General features: G+C 61.1%; 14 protein-coding genes. 12 read left to right on the top strand and 2 right to left on the bottom strand.

What is annotated here, in order from left to right; genetic code table 11:
• Nucleotides 1-37: 37 nt before the first annotated feature.
• A complete protein-coding gene (locus tag AC0Z5Z_RS12640; protein WP_122747242.1) occupies nt 38-889 on the bottom strand; it encodes an AraC family transcriptional regulator ligand-binding domain-containing protein in 852 nt (283 codons plus the stop codon).
• A gap of 97 nt (nt 890-986) precedes the next feature.
• On the opposite strand from AC0Z5Z_RS12640, the gene AC0Z5Z_RS12635 reads away from it, so the two are divergent.
• A complete protein-coding gene (locus AC0Z5Z_RS12635; RefSeq protein WP_122707110.1) occupies nt 987-1,931 on the top strand; it encodes a LysR family transcriptional regulator in 945 nt (314 codons plus the stop codon).
• Nucleotides 1,928-2,947, top strand: coding sequence for an AraC family transcriptional regulator (locus tag AC0Z5Z_RS12630; RefSeq protein WP_460093657.1), 1,020 nt, complete (start codon nt 1,928-1,930; stop codon nt 2,945-2,947). The genes AC0Z5Z_RS12635 and AC0Z5Z_RS12630 overlap by 4 nt, the downstream gene beginning before the upstream one ends.
• A gap of 140 nt (nt 2,948-3,087) precedes the next feature.
• Here the strand turns inward: AC0Z5Z_RS12630 and AC0Z5Z_RS12625 are convergent, their stop codons facing one another.
• Nucleotides 3,088-4,785: a sulfatase-like hydrolase/transferase gene (locus AC0Z5Z_RS12625; RefSeq protein WP_485611172.1), complete on the bottom strand. Its 1,698-nt coding sequence runs from the start codon at nt 4,783-4,785 to the stop codon at nt 3,088-3,090.
• Nucleotides 4,786-5,174: 389 nt separating this feature from the next.
• Here AC0Z5Z_RS12625 and AC0Z5Z_RS12620 point away from each other — a divergent pair, with 389 nt between their 5' ends.
• From AC0Z5Z_RS12620 to AC0Z5Z_RS12575, 10 genes are read left to right on the top strand one after another with little or no spacing between them, the layout of a single operon-like run.
• Complete coding sequence (locus AC0Z5Z_RS12620; RefSeq protein ID WP_016774103.1) at nt 5,175-6,527, top strand: UDP-glucose dehydrogenase family protein; 1,353 nt, start codon at nt 5,175-5,177, stop codon at nt 6,525-6,527.
• Nucleotides 6,524-7,558, top strand: coding sequence for an NAD-dependent epimerase (locus AC0Z5Z_RS12615; protein WP_485611171.1), 1,035 nt, complete (start codon nt 6,524-6,526; stop codon nt 7,556-7,558). Before AC0Z5Z_RS12620 ends, AC0Z5Z_RS12615 begins: the two co-directional genes overlap by 4 nt.
• Nucleotides 7,559-7,572: 14 nt before the next feature.
• Nucleotides 7,573-8,319, top strand: coding sequence for a sugar transferase (locus AC0Z5Z_RS12610; protein ID WP_110646483.1), 747 nt, complete (start codon nt 7,573-7,575; stop codon nt 8,317-8,319).
• A complete protein-coding gene (locus AC0Z5Z_RS12605) occupies nt 8,319-8,966 on the top strand; it encodes a CpsD/CapB family tyrosine-protein kinase (RefSeq protein ID WP_024012451.1) in 648 nt (215 codons plus the stop codon). The genes AC0Z5Z_RS12610 and AC0Z5Z_RS12605 overlap by 1 nt, the downstream gene beginning before the upstream one ends.
• 21 nt (nt 8,967-8,987) lie before the next feature.
• Nucleotides 8,988-10,010: a polysaccharide biosynthesis/export family protein gene (locus AC0Z5Z_RS12600; protein ID WP_016774099.1), complete on the top strand. Its 1,023-nt coding sequence runs from the start codon at nt 8,988-8,990 to the stop codon at nt 10,008-10,010.
• Between the two features lie 16 nt (nt 10,011-10,026).
• Nucleotides 10,027-11,619: a GumC family protein gene (locus AC0Z5Z_RS12595; RefSeq protein ID WP_485611170.1), complete on the top strand. Its 1,593-nt coding sequence runs from the start codon at nt 10,027-10,029 to the stop codon at nt 11,617-11,619.
• Nucleotides 11,616-12,707, top strand: a complete 1,092-nt coding sequence (locus AC0Z5Z_RS12590; protein WP_485611169.1) for a glycosyltransferase family 4 protein — start codon at nt 11,616-11,618, stop codon at nt 12,705-12,707. Before AC0Z5Z_RS12595 ends, AC0Z5Z_RS12590 begins: the two co-directional genes overlap by 4 nt.
• Nucleotides 12,704-14,071, top strand: a complete 1,368-nt coding sequence (locus AC0Z5Z_RS12585) for an O-antigen ligase family protein (RefSeq protein WP_485611168.1) — start codon at nt 12,704-12,706, stop codon at nt 14,069-14,071. The genes AC0Z5Z_RS12590 and AC0Z5Z_RS12585 overlap by 4 nt, the downstream gene beginning before the upstream one ends.
• A complete protein-coding gene (locus AC0Z5Z_RS12580) occupies nt 14,068-15,036 on the top strand; it encodes a glycosyltransferase family 2 protein (RefSeq protein ID WP_485611167.1) in 969 nt (322 codons plus the stop codon). Before AC0Z5Z_RS12585 ends, AC0Z5Z_RS12580 begins: the two co-directional genes overlap by 4 nt.
• Entirely contained in the window at nt 15,029-16,165 is a 1,137-nt protein-coding gene (locus AC0Z5Z_RS12575; RefSeq protein WP_485611166.1) for a glycosyltransferase, read from the top strand. The genes AC0Z5Z_RS12580 and AC0Z5Z_RS12575 overlap by 8 nt, the downstream gene beginning before the upstream one ends.
• The last annotated feature ends 5 nt before the right edge of the window (nt 16,166-16,170 follow it).

Genomic DNA, 16,170 nt, shown 5'->3' with positions numbered 1-16,170 from the left:
GCACCCTCAATAACGATCAATTACCTCAATTCTGCTTTCAACAAACCTGCCCCGGATTCAACCGGAACTGCTTCGGCGTAATCCCGAACTGTTTGCGAAACGCGCGGATAAAGTTGCTCGGCTGGCGATAACCCAGCCGCTCAGCTATCCGTTCGATCGGTTGATCACCCGCCGTCAGCCAGTGCCGCGCCATTGTCAGATTGTCCTCACGCGCAGGTGCGCGAGTTTCAGCGTGCCAGTGACGCAGCATGCTCTGGTGCAGAAACGGGTTGGCGCCAAGCAAGACCTGATCGAGGCTATATCTCGGCAAGGTCAGGCACAGATGTTCGCCCTGCTCCACCGCGATACCCACTCCACGCAGCCAGCCACCGGCCAATTGCGCCGGGCGCAGGCTGACACTCACAAACAAATCTCCAGGCGCCCCGCCGAGTCGACGGGCAATGTTGCGCACCAGCGTTATCGCCGCCGCATCCAGGGCGAAATGATGGAGCTGCCCCTGCAGCGAACGCAGGCGCAAATGAGCGAAATCGCCCGCCTCGACCAGTTCCATCGCAACGTAATTGATCACCCTTGGCAAGCAGTCGATGAAGCACTTCAGACTGGCCCGCAAGGTCGCGGACGAGTCGAGCAGGATATTCAGTCCTTGCAGGCAATCGGTCGCCATCCCGTCGGCCAGTTCACAGCCAAACGTCGGCGCTACCCCTGACCGTTCACACTCACGCCACAACTGTTCAACCTCTTGTGCGGCAATCATTTGATGCTGCCCGGCGAGCACTGACGGGCAGATCCCCACGCGCGCCATCAAGCGTTGCGGGCACAGTCCGGACTGGCGAGCATGCGCGAGAATCGTGCGGGTAAACGCGCTGGAGGCGAACAGAGACTGAGACATGAAGGCGTGCCATCGAAGAACAGGCGTGTACTTATGCCAGCGGACGTGCTATCGATCCAATGCATTAAAAGTATCCGCAAAATGCAGGAGACGCATGATGGATCTTCGCCAGCTTCGCCACTTGGTCGCCCTCGCTGATTACCGCAACTTCGGTCGCGCCGCCGAGGCGATCAACCTCAGCCAACCGGCGTTCAGCCGCAGCATCCAGACTCTGGAGCGTGACCTTGACTGCGAGCTGGTCGAGCGCAGCAGCCGTGAGTTTCGCCTGACCGGGCAAGGCCAACTGGTGCTGCAACATGCGCGGCGCCTGCTCGCTGGCAGTCAGGCGCTGCACAACGAATTGACGCAATACAACGGCCTCACCGGCGGCGAACTGCAATTCGGTTGCGGCCCGTATCCGGCGCAGGTGCTGGTGCCGGAAGCGCTGGCCGACTTCATTGATGCGCATCCGGCGATTCGCACGCGGTTTCATCAGGGCGACTGGCAGCAATTGACGCTGTGGTTGCGCGAGCAGCAGATCGAGTTTTTCGTCGCCGATGCGCGGCACTTTGTCAGCGATCCGCAGTATCAGGTGCATCTGCTGCGCACGCGGCCGGGACGGTTTTTCTGTCGCGCCGGCCATCCGCTCCTCGCGCAACGAGACCTGCGATTGCGCGCCCTGCTCGATTACCCGATCGTCGGCACGCGCATTCCACCGATGATCCGCAAGGTGCTCGCCGATATCCTCGGTGAGCAGGACTTCACCCCAAGCGTCGAGTGCGCACAATTTGACGCGATCCAGCGCGTAGTGCTGCGTTCAGACGCGGTGGGGCTCGCCACGCTTGAGGCCTTGCGTGAACAACTTGATCGAGGCCTGATCGAGCTGCTCGACTTTGTCGACGTCCCCCATGACGAGCCTGCGCTGCAACTGGGTTACGGCATCGTCAGCCGCGCCGGTTTTACCCTGACGCCAGCAGCGCGGGCGATGATCGAGGCGATCCTCAGCGTCGATCAGCGTTTGCTGGCGGCTAACGGAGCTACGGGAGACGCGCGCACAACATGAGCAAAATCGATCCGCAACCCGTCAACGCTTTTTACGCGCCGACCCTGCTGCCGGCCATTGAAGAATTGCTCGCGCGCGGCGTTACCCAAGGCGCAATCGAAGCGCAGCTGCGCCGCAGCCTGTTCGATCTGCGCACGCCGTTCACGCGCATGCCGCTGCTGATGTCGCGGCGCTTCTGGGCGTTTGCCGTGGAACAGAGCGGGGATCCACTGATCGGTCTGGCGGCGGGTGAACGTTTCGTTTCGACGGCCACCAACGGGCTGACCTATCTGTTCGATGTCGCCGTGTCGCTGGAACGTGCCTGTGCGTTTTTCGCCGAGTACTTTGCGTTTTTCAACGGACATTTCCGTGTGCAAATCCTGCGTGAAGATGACGGCGTAACACTGCGTCTGGTCGAAGCCGGCAGTCTGGGTGCTCCGGCGGCGCTGACCGATTACATCCTTGTCAGCCTGTGCAGCCTGGTACGACGCAAATTGCTCGCCAGCGGCGTGAATCGTGATCCGGTGCTAGGTGTGGCATTGGCATCGGCAAGCCGCGAGCAGCATCAATCGGCATTGCGCGCCCCGGTGAGCGCAGAGCAATCATGCGCGGCGATTTATCTGGATCCTCAGCTGTTCGTGATGCCGTTGACACCGGGCAATCCGGCATTGGAGACAACGCTTGTCGATCTGCTGGAACAGACCCGACGTCTCAGTGAATCGACCTTGCTCGGACAGCTCAGCGATTATCTGATCGAAGATCTGGCTTCAGCGGATTGGCAGCAGTTCTGTGTTACACAGCATTTGCTTGAGCGCACGGCGGCAAGGCGTTTGAAGGCGTTGGGCTGGACTTTCAGCGAACTGCTTGATGAGCATCGCCGCTATCGTGCCGAGGACCTGCTGCAATCCGGGGCGCTGGAGCTGGTCGAAGTGGCTGATCGGTTGGGTTACAGCGATGTGCAGGGATTCAACCGGGCTTTCGCGCGCTGGCTGGGGTGCGCGCCTGGGGAGTATCGCGCGCGGTGGCTGAAGCTTTGAATTGGCTGGTGTCAGTGCTGGTCCCATCGCTGGCAAGCCAGCTCCCACAGAGGCCAGTGCTGACACAGGATTTGTGAACAACCTCGAACCCTGTGGGAGCTGGCTTGCCAGCGAAGAGGCCCGCCCGAGCAATCAAAAACTCACTGCCCCGCAGCCACACTCGCCGGTGCCCGCTCAGGCGTAACGATGCTGCCCAGATCGATATGCTTCCACTCAGGCTTGGCACCCAAGCGCGCATTGAAGCGGTAGTTGAAAGTGAACTCATCCGCCGTCGGCACGCTCAGCGGTTTGCCATATACCGCTTCAATCCCCGCAAGGTCATAACCCATCACCTGCAACAGCGTCGGGAAGATGTTGTAGTGGCTGGAGCGGTCCTTGTTTGCCGGCAGATTCGCTGCCCAGTCCGGCGTCTGCAATCCACGGCCCTGAATCACCACCAGCGGCACCAGCCCCTCCTCTTCCACCGGGTCGCCGCCGCAGTGGGTATTCAAGCCCGGGTTGCCGCGCTCATGCAGATCCTGGCCATGATCGGAGGTGTAGATCAGCAGCGCATTGTCCAGATTGGCCTGGGCAAACACCCGGGCGAAGAACTCGCCGACGTTCCACAACAGCGTGTTCTTGTAGGCGTTGCGATACAGCACCCAGTCATCCGGCTGGCCGTTGAAACCGGTGCGTTCGCCAGTATCGGCGACTTCAGTGAACTGCCCGCGCGGCAGCGTTGGCCGGTAGGCCATGAACGCGTCCGGGTATTTGTCATGCACCGGAAAATGCGCGCCGACCTTGTTGATCACGATCAGCTCGGGGCGATCGTCATTGAGCAATTCGATCAGCTTCGCCGCTGCCGCCATATCGCGGTCGCGCACACTGGTCTGGTCGAATTGCACGAAACTGTCGATGTCGTTTTTCTCGGCAGCGGTCATCAGGTTCTGCAGGTTGCCGGCCGTGCGTTGGGCGTCGATGTAGACCGTGCCGAGCCCGGCCTTCTTCGCGTACTGCCAGATCGACGGCAACGTGCTGTTGATGCGCCTGTAATCGGCGCGGGTGCCGCCGTAGCGCAAGGTGACGTTGGTGTCGGCGCTGCAGTTGGCAATGGACGCGGCATAACCGAAGTTGAAGACATCGACCCCGGCCGGCGCTTGCTTGAGGTTGCTGTGCACGCCGAACGGCGCGTTGATGTCGAGGTAATTGCCGGAAATGCTTTCGTCGATGATCAGCACGATATCGTGGCCGACGGCAGGCGTGGCGCGCGCAAGCGTCACCGATTCACGCGGGCCGACGGTGTCATGCAACGCTTCGTAAGCAAACAGGTTGAGGTAGGCCAGCGGCGTGTACATGATCGGCAGACCACGTGCGCCCTCACCCGCTCGTAGAAACAACAATCCGCTGAGCATCAATACGCCGACGAGGGGCGCCGCGACCCGCAACGTGTTGGGTATGAACAGCGCATGACGCGGCTTGAGCCCGATGCCGAACAACAGCAGCAAGCCACTGAGCAGCGCGCGCAGGATCGCGTCGCGGTACTGATAGGCCGCTTCCTGAATGAAGCCGCCGGAGTACACCAGCGAGACAAAATCGCTGTACCTCAGGTAATCCGCCGTGACCCGGGTATAGACATCGAAAAAAACCGCCGCCACAAACAGCGTTAATGCGAACGCATGTCGAACAAGAGCCTGACGTATATAGGCAGTTAGATATAACGCGAAAGTAAGCGCCAAAAACATCGCGCCAAAAACAAGTGTATTGAAACCCCACCCGATAGCATTTAACCGTTCCAGATAATAGTCGGAAAAGAGCAATAGATAGGTAACTAAAAGCAGTTCCTTGGCGTATTTGAACATGGCGATACCGGCCGTCCGAAATGGGAGGTTGTCAAAGCTTTGTCGGTCAGAACCTGACACTAGCACCCGGCCATCAAAGCGCAAGAAATGACTGATAGCCGGGTAAAGCGTCAAAAAAACGGTGACTCAAATCTGACACACCCGGGGGGATGAAAGCCTTTAATTTCGGGGACTTAGACCGTCTGTCGGTTAAATTGAATCTGAACAAATCTGCAAAGAAAGAACAAATTCAATCGCAGCAATGACTTGATGGCCAATCGCCAAAAACGCCTCAAGTGTTATACCCGTGCAACATGTCATTTTGCTGACACGCTTTTCAAACCCTGCGCTATACCCCTTTAACAATCTCATTCCGTAGTTAACTTTTCTGGTTTTATTGAGGTGCGCAGATGGACGTGAGCGTATTTGGCACTGGCTATGTCGGACTTATACAAGCCGCTGCACTTGCCGATGTCGGTCATCGGGTTTTATGCATTGATATTGATCCCAACAAGATCAAACAACTGCAACAAGCGGTACCGCCCATCAGTGAACCAGGCCTGTCCGCAACACTTGAAGAAAACATCAAGGCCGGGCGCTTGTTGTTCAGCACCCAGGCCAGTGATGCGGTGACTCACGCCGAGCTGATTTTCATCGCCGTCGGCACCCCGGCGGACGAAGACGGCTCAGCCGACCTCAGCCATGTACTCAACGTCGCCCGGCAGATCGCCGGTCTGATGGAGGCCGATCGTACGCTGATCATCAAATCCACGGTGCCGGTCGGGACTGCCGACCAGGTTCTGGCCACGGCCACCAGCGAATTGCTGTTGCGCGGCAAAACCGAGCTGCAGGTGCGGGTGGTATCCAACCCGGAATTTCTCAAGGAAGGCAGCGCCCTCGCCGACTGCATGCGCCCGGACCGGATCATCATCGGCACCCGCGACGACGCTGCCCGCGAGCAGATGAGCGAGCTGTACGCGCCGTTCTGCCGCAACCACGAAAAACTGATGTTCATGGACAACCGCAGCGCCGAGCTGACCAAGTACGCGGCCAACGCGATGCTCGCCACCCGCATCAGTTTCATGAACGAACTGGCCAATCTCACCGAGCTGCTCGGCGCCGACATCGAAGCGGTGCGCAAAGGCATCGGCTCCGACCCGCGCATCGGCTACCACTTCATCTATCCGGGCTGCGGCTTCGGTGGCTCGTGCTTTCCCAAGGATCTGCGTGCCTTGCTGCACACCGCCGAACACAACGGCATGCCGCTGAAACTGCTGCGCAGCGTCACCGACGTCAATGACAGCCAACGGCACATCCTGTTCAGCAAATTGCGCGCGCAGTTTCCGCAAGGCCTGGCCGGCAAATCCATCGCGGTCTGGGGCCTGGCGTTCAAACCGAACACCGACGACATGCGCGAAGCCCCCAGCCGTTACCTGATGGACGCGTTGTGGGCCGAAGGCGCCAGCGTGCAGGCTTATGATCCGGAAGCCATGTCCGAGTGCCGACGCATCTACGGCTATCGCAACGACCTGCACCTGTGCGCGACCCGCGACGACACCCTTGAAGACGCCGACGCGCTGGTGATCTGCACCGAGTGGAAAAACTTCCGCGTGGTCGATTTCGAGCTGCTCGCCGAGAAGCTGCGTTCGAAGGTAATCATCGATGGGCGCAATCTCTACAACCCGGAACAAGTAGCCGCCGCCGGCCTGCATTACAGCGGCATCGGCCTGCGCCACATCGCCCCTGAAGGGCTGCGGCCATGAAGATTCTGGTGACCGGTGCCGCCGGTTTCATTGGTGCCCATTGCGTCCTGCGCTTGCTGCGCGACGGGCATTCGGTGGTCGGCCTGGACAATTTCAACCACTACTACGACCCGCAGCTCAAGCACGACCGCGTGCAGTGGGTGCGCGAGCAGGTCGGCGATTTTCCGCTGGCCACGGTGGATCTGGCCCACGCTTCAGCGATCGATGCGCTGTTTGCCCGCGAGCAGCCACAAGTGGTGATCCATCTGGCTGCGCAGGCCGGGGTGCGTTATTCGCTGGACAATCCACGGGCGTATCTGGACAGCAACCTCTACGGTTTCCTGAACATTCTCGAGAGCTGCCGCCACCACCCGGTCGAACACCTGATCTACGCCTCGTCGAGTTCGGTGTACGGCGCCAATCAACACACGCCTTACTCGGTCAAGGATGGCGTCAACCATCCGCTGTCGCTGTACGCCGCGACCAAAAAAGCCAATGAACTGATGGCGCACAGCTACAGCCATCTGTTCGGCATTCCCTGCACCGGCCTGCGCTTTTTCACCGTGTACGGGCCTTGGGGTCGGCCGGACATGTCGCCGATCCAGTTCGCCCGGGCGATCAGCGAGGGCGAGCCGCTGAAGCTGTTCAATTACGGCGAGCACCAGCGCGATTTCACCTACATCGACGACATCATCGAAAGCATCGCACGCCTCATCGATCAGCCACCGCAAGCCAATCCGCAGTGGGATCGCGAGCAGCCCGACCCGGCCAGCAGCATGGCGCCGTGGCGTCTGTTCAACATTGGCGGGCAGCAGCCGGTTGCACTGAAAACCTACCTCGCGCTGATGGAAAAACATCTCGATCGGCAAGCCATTGTCGAGCTGCTGCCGCTGCAACCGGGCGACGTGCTCAACACCTGCGCCGAGGCCAGCGATCTGGCCCAGGCCACCGGATTCCAGCCCCGGATAGAACTGGATGAAGGACTGGGCCGCTTCATCGCCTGGTTCCGCGACTACTACCCCACTGCCCGTGCGCCGCTTGCGGCTGATTGAATGCGGAGGACGCCATGACTGGACATGAAAGAAGTGTGTCGATTGCACAGATGCGCCCTGACAAGCGCGTCGACCCGGAACATCGCATGCGCCTCGACGCGGCGATCCACCGTCAGGGTCGCGGCTGGCTCAGCGGCCGCGATGGCGGCCGCCCATGGCAGCTGTCGCGGACCAATCGGGTGGTCGCCTGCCTCGGTGCGCTGACGATTCTCGTGCTGATCTCCCCAGTGCTGCTGGGCCTGGCCCTGGCCATCAAGTTCACCAGCCCGGGGCCGGTGCTGTTCGTGCAGAAACGCACCGGTTATCGCGGCCGCAAGTTCGGCATGTTCAAGTTCCGCACCATGGTCAGCAACGCCGAAGAACTCAAAGAGTCGCTGCGCCACCTGAACAAGCACGGGGCAGACGCCATCGACTTCAAGATCGACAAAGACCCGCGCGTCACCGGCATCGGCAGTTTTCTGCGGCGCACCAGCCTCGACGAGCTGCCCAACCTCATCAACGTAGTGACCGGCGACATGCGCCTGGTCGGCCCTCGCCCGACCTCGTTCAACGCTTACCGCTACAAGGACAATCACCTCGCGCGTCTGGCGATCTACCCCGGCATGACCGGTCTGTGGCAGATCTCCGGACGCAGCAACATCGACTTCGACCAGCGCGTTGAGTTGGACCTCAGCTACATCGCCGAGCAGAGCCTTCTGCTTGATCTGAAGATTCTGTTGAAAACCCCCTTCAAAGTATTCAGCGGCCACGGAGCAAGCTAATGGACGGTTCAACCAATAAAAGCCTGAGCATCGCCAGCCCCAGCGAATCGAATCTGACTTCGACCGTGCTGGATCTCGATCTGCGCATTCTGTTCCTGACCGCCGCCAACCCCGGCGCCGGCACCACTACCAGCGCTCTGGCACTGGCCAGTCAGCTGGCGCAGATGAGCAGCGGCCAGGTGCTGCTGGTCGACGCCAGCCAGTCGGCGAACAACCTCACCCAGCAGATGAACCTCGGCAAGGAGCGCGGCCTGCGCGACCTGCTGTTCAATCCGGGCAACCCGCCGCTGTTGCAGGACTGCGTGGTGCAGGTCTCGAGCCTGCCCTTCCATGTGCTGCCCAACGGCCGGCCGATCCGCACGCTGGAACACCTGACCGCCGAGCGCCTGAGCCCATTGCTCGACCAGTTGGGCAGCCAGTACCGCTTTGTGGTGATCGACGGCGACGCGGTGTATTCCGCCGCCGACACCCTGGTCATCAGTACTCAGGTCGACGGTGTGGTGTTTGTCGTGCGCGCCGAAGACACCCGCTGGGAAGTCGCCCAGGCCGCTGTGCAACGCCTGACTCAGGCCGGGGCGAAAGTGGTCGGCAGCGTGTTCAACCGGCGCAAGTACTACATGCCCAAATGGCTTTACAAAAACCTGTAAGCGAACGCAAAGGATGACGCCATGAACGCCAGAATGCTTGTCCTGCTGTTGCTGCCGCTTGCGGGCTGCACCAGCACTTCCGAGACCCGCAACATGCCGGTGAATATTCTCACCGCCACACCGGCCAACGCCCAGGCCACCGACATGCCGCGGGTCGAACAGACCCTGCGCCCGAAAGACGTGCTGGATGTGATCTTTCACATCAGCACCAGCGGTTCGGACGCTTACCGCGTGCAATCAGGTGACCAGATCGGCCTGAATTTCACCGCCGCCAGTCAGCTCAACGGCACGCAACTGGTGCTGCCCGACGGCACTATCGAACTGCCGGGCGCCAACACCTCGGTGAAAATCGCCGGGCTGACCAGCGAAGAAGCCCGTCAGGAAATCCAGCGTGCGTATCAGCGCAAGCAACTGTTCCAACCCAACCGCAATCAGCTCTCGGTACAGATTCTCAGCCCGCTGAGCAACGAGCAGAACCTTAAAAGTGCGCTGAACCATCCGGCCACCGGCATGAGCCGCGAGATCACCGTCGGCACTGATGGCTACGCGAGTTTTCCGGAAATCGGCGCGGTGCCGCTGCAAGGCATGACCGTCAATCAGCTGGAAACCTTCCTCAATCAGAGATACGCGCAACTGCCGGGCCGCATGACTGTGGATGTGCTGCTCAAGTCCACCGCCGGCAACGAGATCTACGTGCTGGGTGAAGTCGCACAACCGGGCTCGTATCCGATCCGCCGGCCGGTGTCGGTGCTCGAGGCGCTAACTCTGGCGCGCGGCACCAACGTCAAGGCGCGGCTGGATTCGGTAGTGATCATGCGGCGCAACGGCAATCAGGTGCAGGCGATGAACTACGACGTCGAGAAAGCACTGTCCGGTGACGCGCCACAAATCGCCTATCTGCAGCCGGATGACATGCTCTACGTGCCAAAAACCAAACTGGCCAGCGCCGGCGAACTCGCCCGCCAACTGGCTGATGTGGTGCTGTTCCAGGGCGTCGGTTTCAGCTTCGGCTACCGCGTCGACAACAAAGGCAGTGACAACTGACTCTCAGGTGACCGACATGAACCCAAAAGAAAATTACCTGCACGAGTTCTTCAGGATTTTCTTCGCCAACAAGCAAACGGTGAAGCGCATCTTCCTGACCTTTGCAGTGATCGCCCTGCTCCTGCCGTTGCTGCTCAAACAGAGCTTCGATATCACCGCGCAGGTCATCGTGCAGTCGAAAAAGCTGTCTCAGGGCGATGCGACCACCTCGCTGACCCAGGACAGCGCCACCTTCATTCCGCCATCGCTGGCGGACATGGAAACCGAAAGCAACATCCTCCGTTCGCCGGCACTGATACGTCAGACCATCAGCGAACTGCGCGACATGGGTCAGTACAACCCGCCGCCGGGGATGCTCAGCAAGCTGGCGGGCGAGCCTTTCAAGCGTTACGTCAGCACGCCGCTGCGCGAATACGTGATCAATCCGCTGCGTAATGCGCTGGGCATGCAAACCGATCCGGTGCGCGACACGGCACTGGACGGTTTGACCCAAGACGCCATCGACAACCTGAAGATCGAAACCCTGCCGGGTTCCAATGTGATCTCGATCGTCTACAGCTTCCCCGATCCGGCCCAGGGCACAACATTTGTTGCCGCGTTGCTGCAGAACTATCTGGTCGATCGTCAGGCGTTGCAATCGATCGAGCTGCCGCATTCGTTCTACGAAACCAAGAAGCATCAGTATCAGGTGCGGCTCGATGGTCTTGAAGGCGCGCGGCTGAGCCTGCTGGAAAGCGTCGGTTCTTCCGACCCGAAAGAGGAAATCACCTTTCGCCTCAACGCGATCAACACCGAAGAGCAGGCACTCAACCTGTATCGCGATCGCTTGCTGCAAAGCCAACGCTGGCTCGATTACCTGAAAACCAGCCTGGCTGCCGCCAACACCAACAAACTCAACGACTACACCTTCCCGTTCACCTTCACCACGACGGTGGACAACATTGCCTTCGAGGACCGCGAGATCAGGCAGATGGGCGAGGCGCTGACCACTCAGGTCAGCCGCTATATGAATGACCTGGCGGTATTTCAGCCCGGTAGCGAGCCCATGTTGCTGGCCCGCGAGCAAATTGCCCGCACCCGCCAACAGTTCCTCAAAGTGGTCAACAACCGCATCCAGGAACGCACGATCGACCTTTCGGTGGTGAGCCAGGTCATTGAGCAGAAAACCGCGCGCATTGCCGAGTTCAAGAACCGCATCCATCAGCTGCAGCAGACCCAAAGCAAGCTGCGTCAGATGGACACCGAGATCGGCGCGTTGCACGCCGCGTTTTCCACCTATGCGCAACGCTTTGCCGAGAGCAGTACGACACGCGCGCTGGACAACGACCTATCCAACGCCCGGGTATTGAGTCCACCGTTCGAGCCGACCGAGGCGGCTTTTCCCAAGCCGATGCTGATCATTCCGTTCGGGCTGTTCACCGGGCTGCTGCTGGCAATCGCGTTCGTCTACGTGCGTGAGTTCTTCGACCATCGCTTCAAGCATCCGGCGCAAATCAGCCATGAACTGGGCGTGCCAGTGTTGTTGGTGCTCAACGAAGAAACGTCGCAGCCGGGCAATCCGCACAAGAACTGGACCATGCCAAGCCTGGTTCACTGGGTGCGCAATTGAACGCGGTGTCCACCCCAATCGTCGCCCTGCCGATCATTCATTTGCTCAGCAGCGGCGGCTTCTACGGGGCCGAGCGGATGTTGCTGGATCATTGCCTGGCCACGCCGGGGCAGCACCAAGTGCTGTTCCTCGACGCGCCGCCAGAACTGATCGCGCGCTTTCGTGATGCCGGGGTGGGCGCTCTCGCTTGTGCCGGGCTCGGCGAGCTGTTGCGGCACTTGCGTCAGCGCCGTGGCGACAAACCGTTGCTCAACACCCACAACTTCAAAGGACTGCTGTTCGGCTGGGTCGGCGCCACGCTGTTGCGCCTGCCGCTGGTGATCACTCAGCACGGCTTCACCCCGCGCAGTCGCAAGCAGAAGTTCTACACCTGGCTGAGCCTGCAACTGTGCCGCACAGCGTCGGTGAAACAGGTGGTCTGCGTGGCGCACAGCATCGCCACGCTGCATCTGAAGGCCAGCGTGAGCGCGGAGAAGTTGCAGGTGATTCCCAACGGTTTGCCAGCGGCGCCAGCGATGCCGCCGCTGGCGGACCGGCAACGCTGGCTGGCCGGTTACGTCGGTCGGTTGAGCAGCGAGAAAGGCCCGGACCTGTTTCTCGATGCGCTGATCGGCCTGTGTCACCAGCATCCGCAACTGGACGCGGTGATGCTCGGTGACGGACCGGAACGCGAGGCCTTGCAGGCGCGCATCGATGCTGCCGGTTTGCAGCAGCGGATTCGCCTGCCGGGCTACCAGACGGCGATGCAAGGCTGGTGGCAACAACTCGATGCGTTGGTGATCAGCTCGCGCACCGAGGGCACGCCGATGATTCTGCTCGAAGCGATGCAGGCCGGCGTGCCGGTGGTGGCGTTCGCGGTCGGCGGTATTCCCGATGTCCTGCAGGACCGTCACAACGGCCTGCTCGCGGCGCCGACGGATACCGCCGCCCTCGCCCGCCAGCTCGACACCTTGCTGGCCGAACCGAAGCTGGCCGCGCAGTTGCGTGAAAACGCCAGACGCACCCAACAGGAACGCTACGACCTCAAGGCTTTGGCCGAACGCTGGTCGCAGCTGTACATCCACACGGCACGGGAGACACGCGCATGATTTTCCCGCTCTCGATCGTCAGTCTGTTCGCCCTGGTCAGCCTCGGTCTGCTGGCCAGTCCCTGGCCGTATCTGGCGCCGGGGGCGGTGATTGGCCTGGTCGGTTTCACCGTCCTGTACCGCAAGCCGACCTGGGGCCTGCTCGGCATTGCTGCGCTGGTGCCGTTCGAAGGTTTCTTCAAGGACAGCTCGGTATCGGGCAGCAAATTGATCGGTGCTTCGCTGGCGGTAATCGTGATGCTGCAACTGGCGCTGCATCAGATTCCGTCGCAGCGCCTGCGCAGCAATCTGTGGCGCTACCTGATCGGTTTCATGGCCCTTTACCTGCTGAGCCTGTTCGCCAGCGACAATCTGGGCATGTCGCAAACTCATCTGCGGGAACTGAGCGTGGGTCTGGTCCTGTTCGTGATCACCCTGTTGATCGGCCGTGAGTTGAATCTGGATCTGTTCGCCCGACTGGTCACGCTCAGTGTCAGCGCGACCTGCGCGATGGCGATGTTTTCCAGCCGATTCCAGGACAAGGGCCGCGCCGCCGGCCTGCTCGAAGACCCGAATGCCTTTGCCCTGCTGATCGCTTTCGCCATGCCGCTGGGCCTGCTGCTGGTGATTCGCAGCCCGAACCTGCCGCACCGTTTGTTCTGGGCTGGTTGCTGTCTGTTGCTGCTCGGCGGCATGACCAAAACCGAGTCTCGCTCAGGGCTGGTCGTACTGGCGTTGAGTCTGGCAATCGGGGTCTGGCACTACCGCCAGCAGTTGACCCGCATTCGTCCACGGCATTTCGGCTTCGCCATGCTCGGTGCTGCGATCATCCTGCCCTTGGCGATCTATGCGATGCCGGCCGGTTATCTGGCACGCATTCAATCGCTGAGCATCCTCAGCGCCGGGGCCAAGGCTCAGGACGAATCCCTCGGTCGACGCGCCTCCTACATTGTCGTCGGCAGCCAGATCATCCGCGAGCATCCGCTGCTCGGCTCCGGACCTGGCACCTTTCCGCTGCACTACGCGACCACCGGTTATGCCAAGGCGTTCTCGGCCAACCGCAAGATCGGCGACCTGTATCGCCGGGCGCATAACACTTATCTGGAGATCTTCAGCGAACTGGGGATTCCCGCCGGCCTGCTGTTTGTCGGCATGCTGGTGCAGGGTTTCTACAACCTGATCCGCGCACGACGCACCTGGCTGCAACGGCGCGAGTGGCAGCACGCAGGCATGGTTACCCATCTGGGCATGAGCTTTCTGTCATTGACGCTGTTCCTGATGTTCCTCAGTGCGCCGAACCTGAAATACCTGTGGATCATGCTGGCGCTGACCTGGGTGCTGCGCCTGAAAGCCGAGCAGGCAGCGCTGACGGAGGCCAAAGCATGAGCCGGATCAGCATTGTCATTCCGATGTACAACGAAGCCCGGCACATCGGCCGCACGCTGCTGGCCGCCAGCAAGGCCGCGCACGCAGCCGACATCGACTGTGAACTGATCGTGGTCGACAACGGCTCCACCGACGAAGGGCCGCAGATCGCCCGCGCATTCGGCGCGCAGGTCCTGCTGTTGCCCGGGCTGCTGATCGGCGCCTTGCGCAATCGTGGCGCAACGGTTGCCCGCGGTGAATGGCTGGCGTTCATCGATGCCGATATCGAGATGCCGGAAGACTGGCTGAAGCAGATGTTCGCTTTGGCTACGGGCGACCAGGGCGACGTCTTCGGCCTCGACCTGCACACCCCTGCCGCCGCGCCATGGTTCGCTGCCGCGTGGCAGCGCCGCTCGTTGCGGCCGTCGAGCCGTGCCACGCGCACTGTGCAATGGATGCCCAGTGCCAACCTGCTGATGCGCAAGCAGTGGTTCGACAAGGTCGGCGGATTCAACGAAACCCTGCGCACCGGCGAGGATAAGGAATACACCCTGCGTCTGCACAGGCACGGTGCTCGCCTGCTGTCGGTCAATACCAGCGTCGCTCTGCATTGGGGCTACGAAATGACCTGGCGCGAATGGGTCGGCAAGGAACTGTGGCGTCAAGGCAGTCATCTGCAACTGCTCCGAGCCCACGGCATGAGCTTGCGTCTGCTGCGGTTTCCGCTGCTGTCATTGCTGGTGTGGTTGCTCGATGCTCTGGCGCTCGTCGCATTGCTGGGCGGCAACGCGCATCAGGCGTTGATGCTGTTGATGGCGGGCTTGCTGCCCAGTCTGCTGCTCAGTGTGCGGCAGAGCATTCGTCAGCATAACGTCGGCCTGACCTTGCAACTCTGGGGCCTGCACTGGGTGCGCCTGCACTTGGCCAGCGCGGCATTGATTCTCGGTCTGTGTCATTGGAATGCAAGGAGGCCTGCCCGTGGCTGAACTCATTTTTTGCCTGTGCCTGTTGTTGCCAGCGTACGCCTACATCGGCTATCCGCTGCTGCTCACCTTGCTCGCGCCACTGTTCCCGGCCTGGCGACATGCCCCCGCACCGCCGCTGAACGTCAGCATCGTGATTGCCGCGCACAACGAGGCACGCCATATCGAGCACAAGCTGCGCACGCTGCTGGCTCAGGACTATCAGCCGGCCGCGTTGCAGATCATTCTGGCCAGCGACGGTTCGACCGATGACACGGTGGCTTGCGCGCGCAACGTGATTGATCCACGCATCACCGTGCTCGACCTGCCGCGTCAGGGCAAAGCCGCCACGCTGAATGCCGGCGCGGCCCTGAGCAGCGGCGACATTCTGGTGTTCACCGATGCCGACAACCAATGGTCGCGCGACACCCTCGGCCACTTGCTCGCGCCGCTGAGCGATCCGCAGGTCGGCGCCTGCGCGGGGCACATGGTGATCCCGGTTACCGGTGGCGGGCTGAGCATCGGCGACAGTCTGTATCGGCATTACGAAGGCTGGTTGCGCCGGGTCGAGAATCGCACCGGCTGCATGGTCTCCGCCGACGGCGCCCTGCTCGCCTTGCGTCGCGAGCTGTTCCAGACCGTGCCGGCCGAGGTCAACGATGATTTCTTCATCAGTACCTGCGCACCGGTGGCGCATAAACGCATCGTCTACGTGCCCGAGGCGCAGGTGATCGATCAAGGCGTCGACGAAGCGGACAAGCAATGGCGTCGCCGCCAGCGGGTCACCGTCGGTGGCCTGCAGAGCCTGGCGCAACGCCGTGAACTGCTCAATCCCTTCAAGCACGGCCTGTATTCGATCGCGTTGATCAGCCACAAACTGATTCGTCGACTGGCGCCGGTGCTGTTGTTGCCGCTGCTGCTGAGCAATTTCTGGCTGTGGAACCAGCACGGTTTCTATCGCCTGAGCCTGGTCGCGCAATTGATCGGCTACTCGATTGCCATCGCAGGCCTGCTGGATTCGCACCACCGTTTACCGAAACCGTTCCGCCTCGCGGCCTTCCTGCTGGTGACGCTGGCAGGCATGAGCGTCGGCCTGTGGCAGTTCCTGCGCGGGCAACGGTACGCACAGTGGAATCCTGACCAGAATCGTTGAGAGGG

The sequence above is a fragment of the Pseudomonas sp. 1L-E-NC-VB-C3 genome (genome assembly GCF_057291535.1).
The sequence above is the reverse complement of the archived record's forward strand: the minus strand, read 5'-3'. Positions and strand labels throughout refer to the sequence as shown.

What these genes read in the sequence shown, in the direction of transcription:
- AC0Z5Z_RS12630 (WP_460093657.1), top strand. Translation starts at nt 1,928, where the DNA reads ATGAGCAAAATCGATCCGCAACCCGTCAACGCTTTTTACGCGCCGACC.
- AC0Z5Z_RS12600 (WP_016774099.1), top strand. Translation starts at nt 8,988, where the DNA reads ATGAACGCCAGAATGCTTGTCCTGCTGTTGCTGCCGCTTGCGGGCTGC.
- AC0Z5Z_RS12595 (WP_485611170.1), top strand. Translation starts at nt 10,027, where the DNA reads ATGAACCCAAAAGAAAATTACCTGCACGAGTTCTTCAGGATTTTCTTC.
- AC0Z5Z_RS12640 (WP_122747242.1), bottom strand. Translation starts at nt 889, where the DNA reads ATGTCTCAGTCTCTGTTCGCCTCCAGCGCGTTTACCCGCACGATTCTC.
- AC0Z5Z_RS12585 (WP_485611168.1), top strand. Translation starts at nt 12,704, where the DNA reads ATGATTTTCCCGCTCTCGATCGTCAGTCTGTTCGCCCTGGTCAGCCTC.
- AC0Z5Z_RS12625 (WP_485611172.1), bottom strand. Translation starts at nt 4,785, where the DNA reads ATGTTCAAATACGCCAAGGAACTGCTTTTAGTTACCTATCTATTGCTC.
- AC0Z5Z_RS12580 (WP_485611167.1), top strand. Translation starts at nt 14,068, where the DNA reads ATGAGCCGGATCAGCATTGTCATTCCGATGTACAACGAAGCCCGGCAC.
- AC0Z5Z_RS12610 (WP_110646483.1), top strand. Translation starts at nt 7,573, where the DNA reads ATGACTGGACATGAAAGAAGTGTGTCGATTGCACAGATGCGCCCTGAC.
- AC0Z5Z_RS12620 (WP_016774103.1), top strand. Translation starts at nt 5,175, where the DNA reads ATGGACGTGAGCGTATTTGGCACTGGCTATGTCGGACTTATACAAGCC.
- AC0Z5Z_RS12605 (WP_024012451.1), top strand. Translation starts at nt 8,319, where the DNA reads ATGGACGGTTCAACCAATAAAAGCCTGAGCATCGCCAGCCCCAGCGAA.
- AC0Z5Z_RS12635 (WP_122707110.1), top strand. Translation starts at nt 987, where the DNA reads ATGGATCTTCGCCAGCTTCGCCACTTGGTCGCCCTCGCTGATTACCGC.
- AC0Z5Z_RS12615 (WP_485611171.1), top strand. Translation starts at nt 6,524, where the DNA reads ATGAAGATTCTGGTGACCGGTGCCGCCGGTTTCATTGGTGCCCATTGC.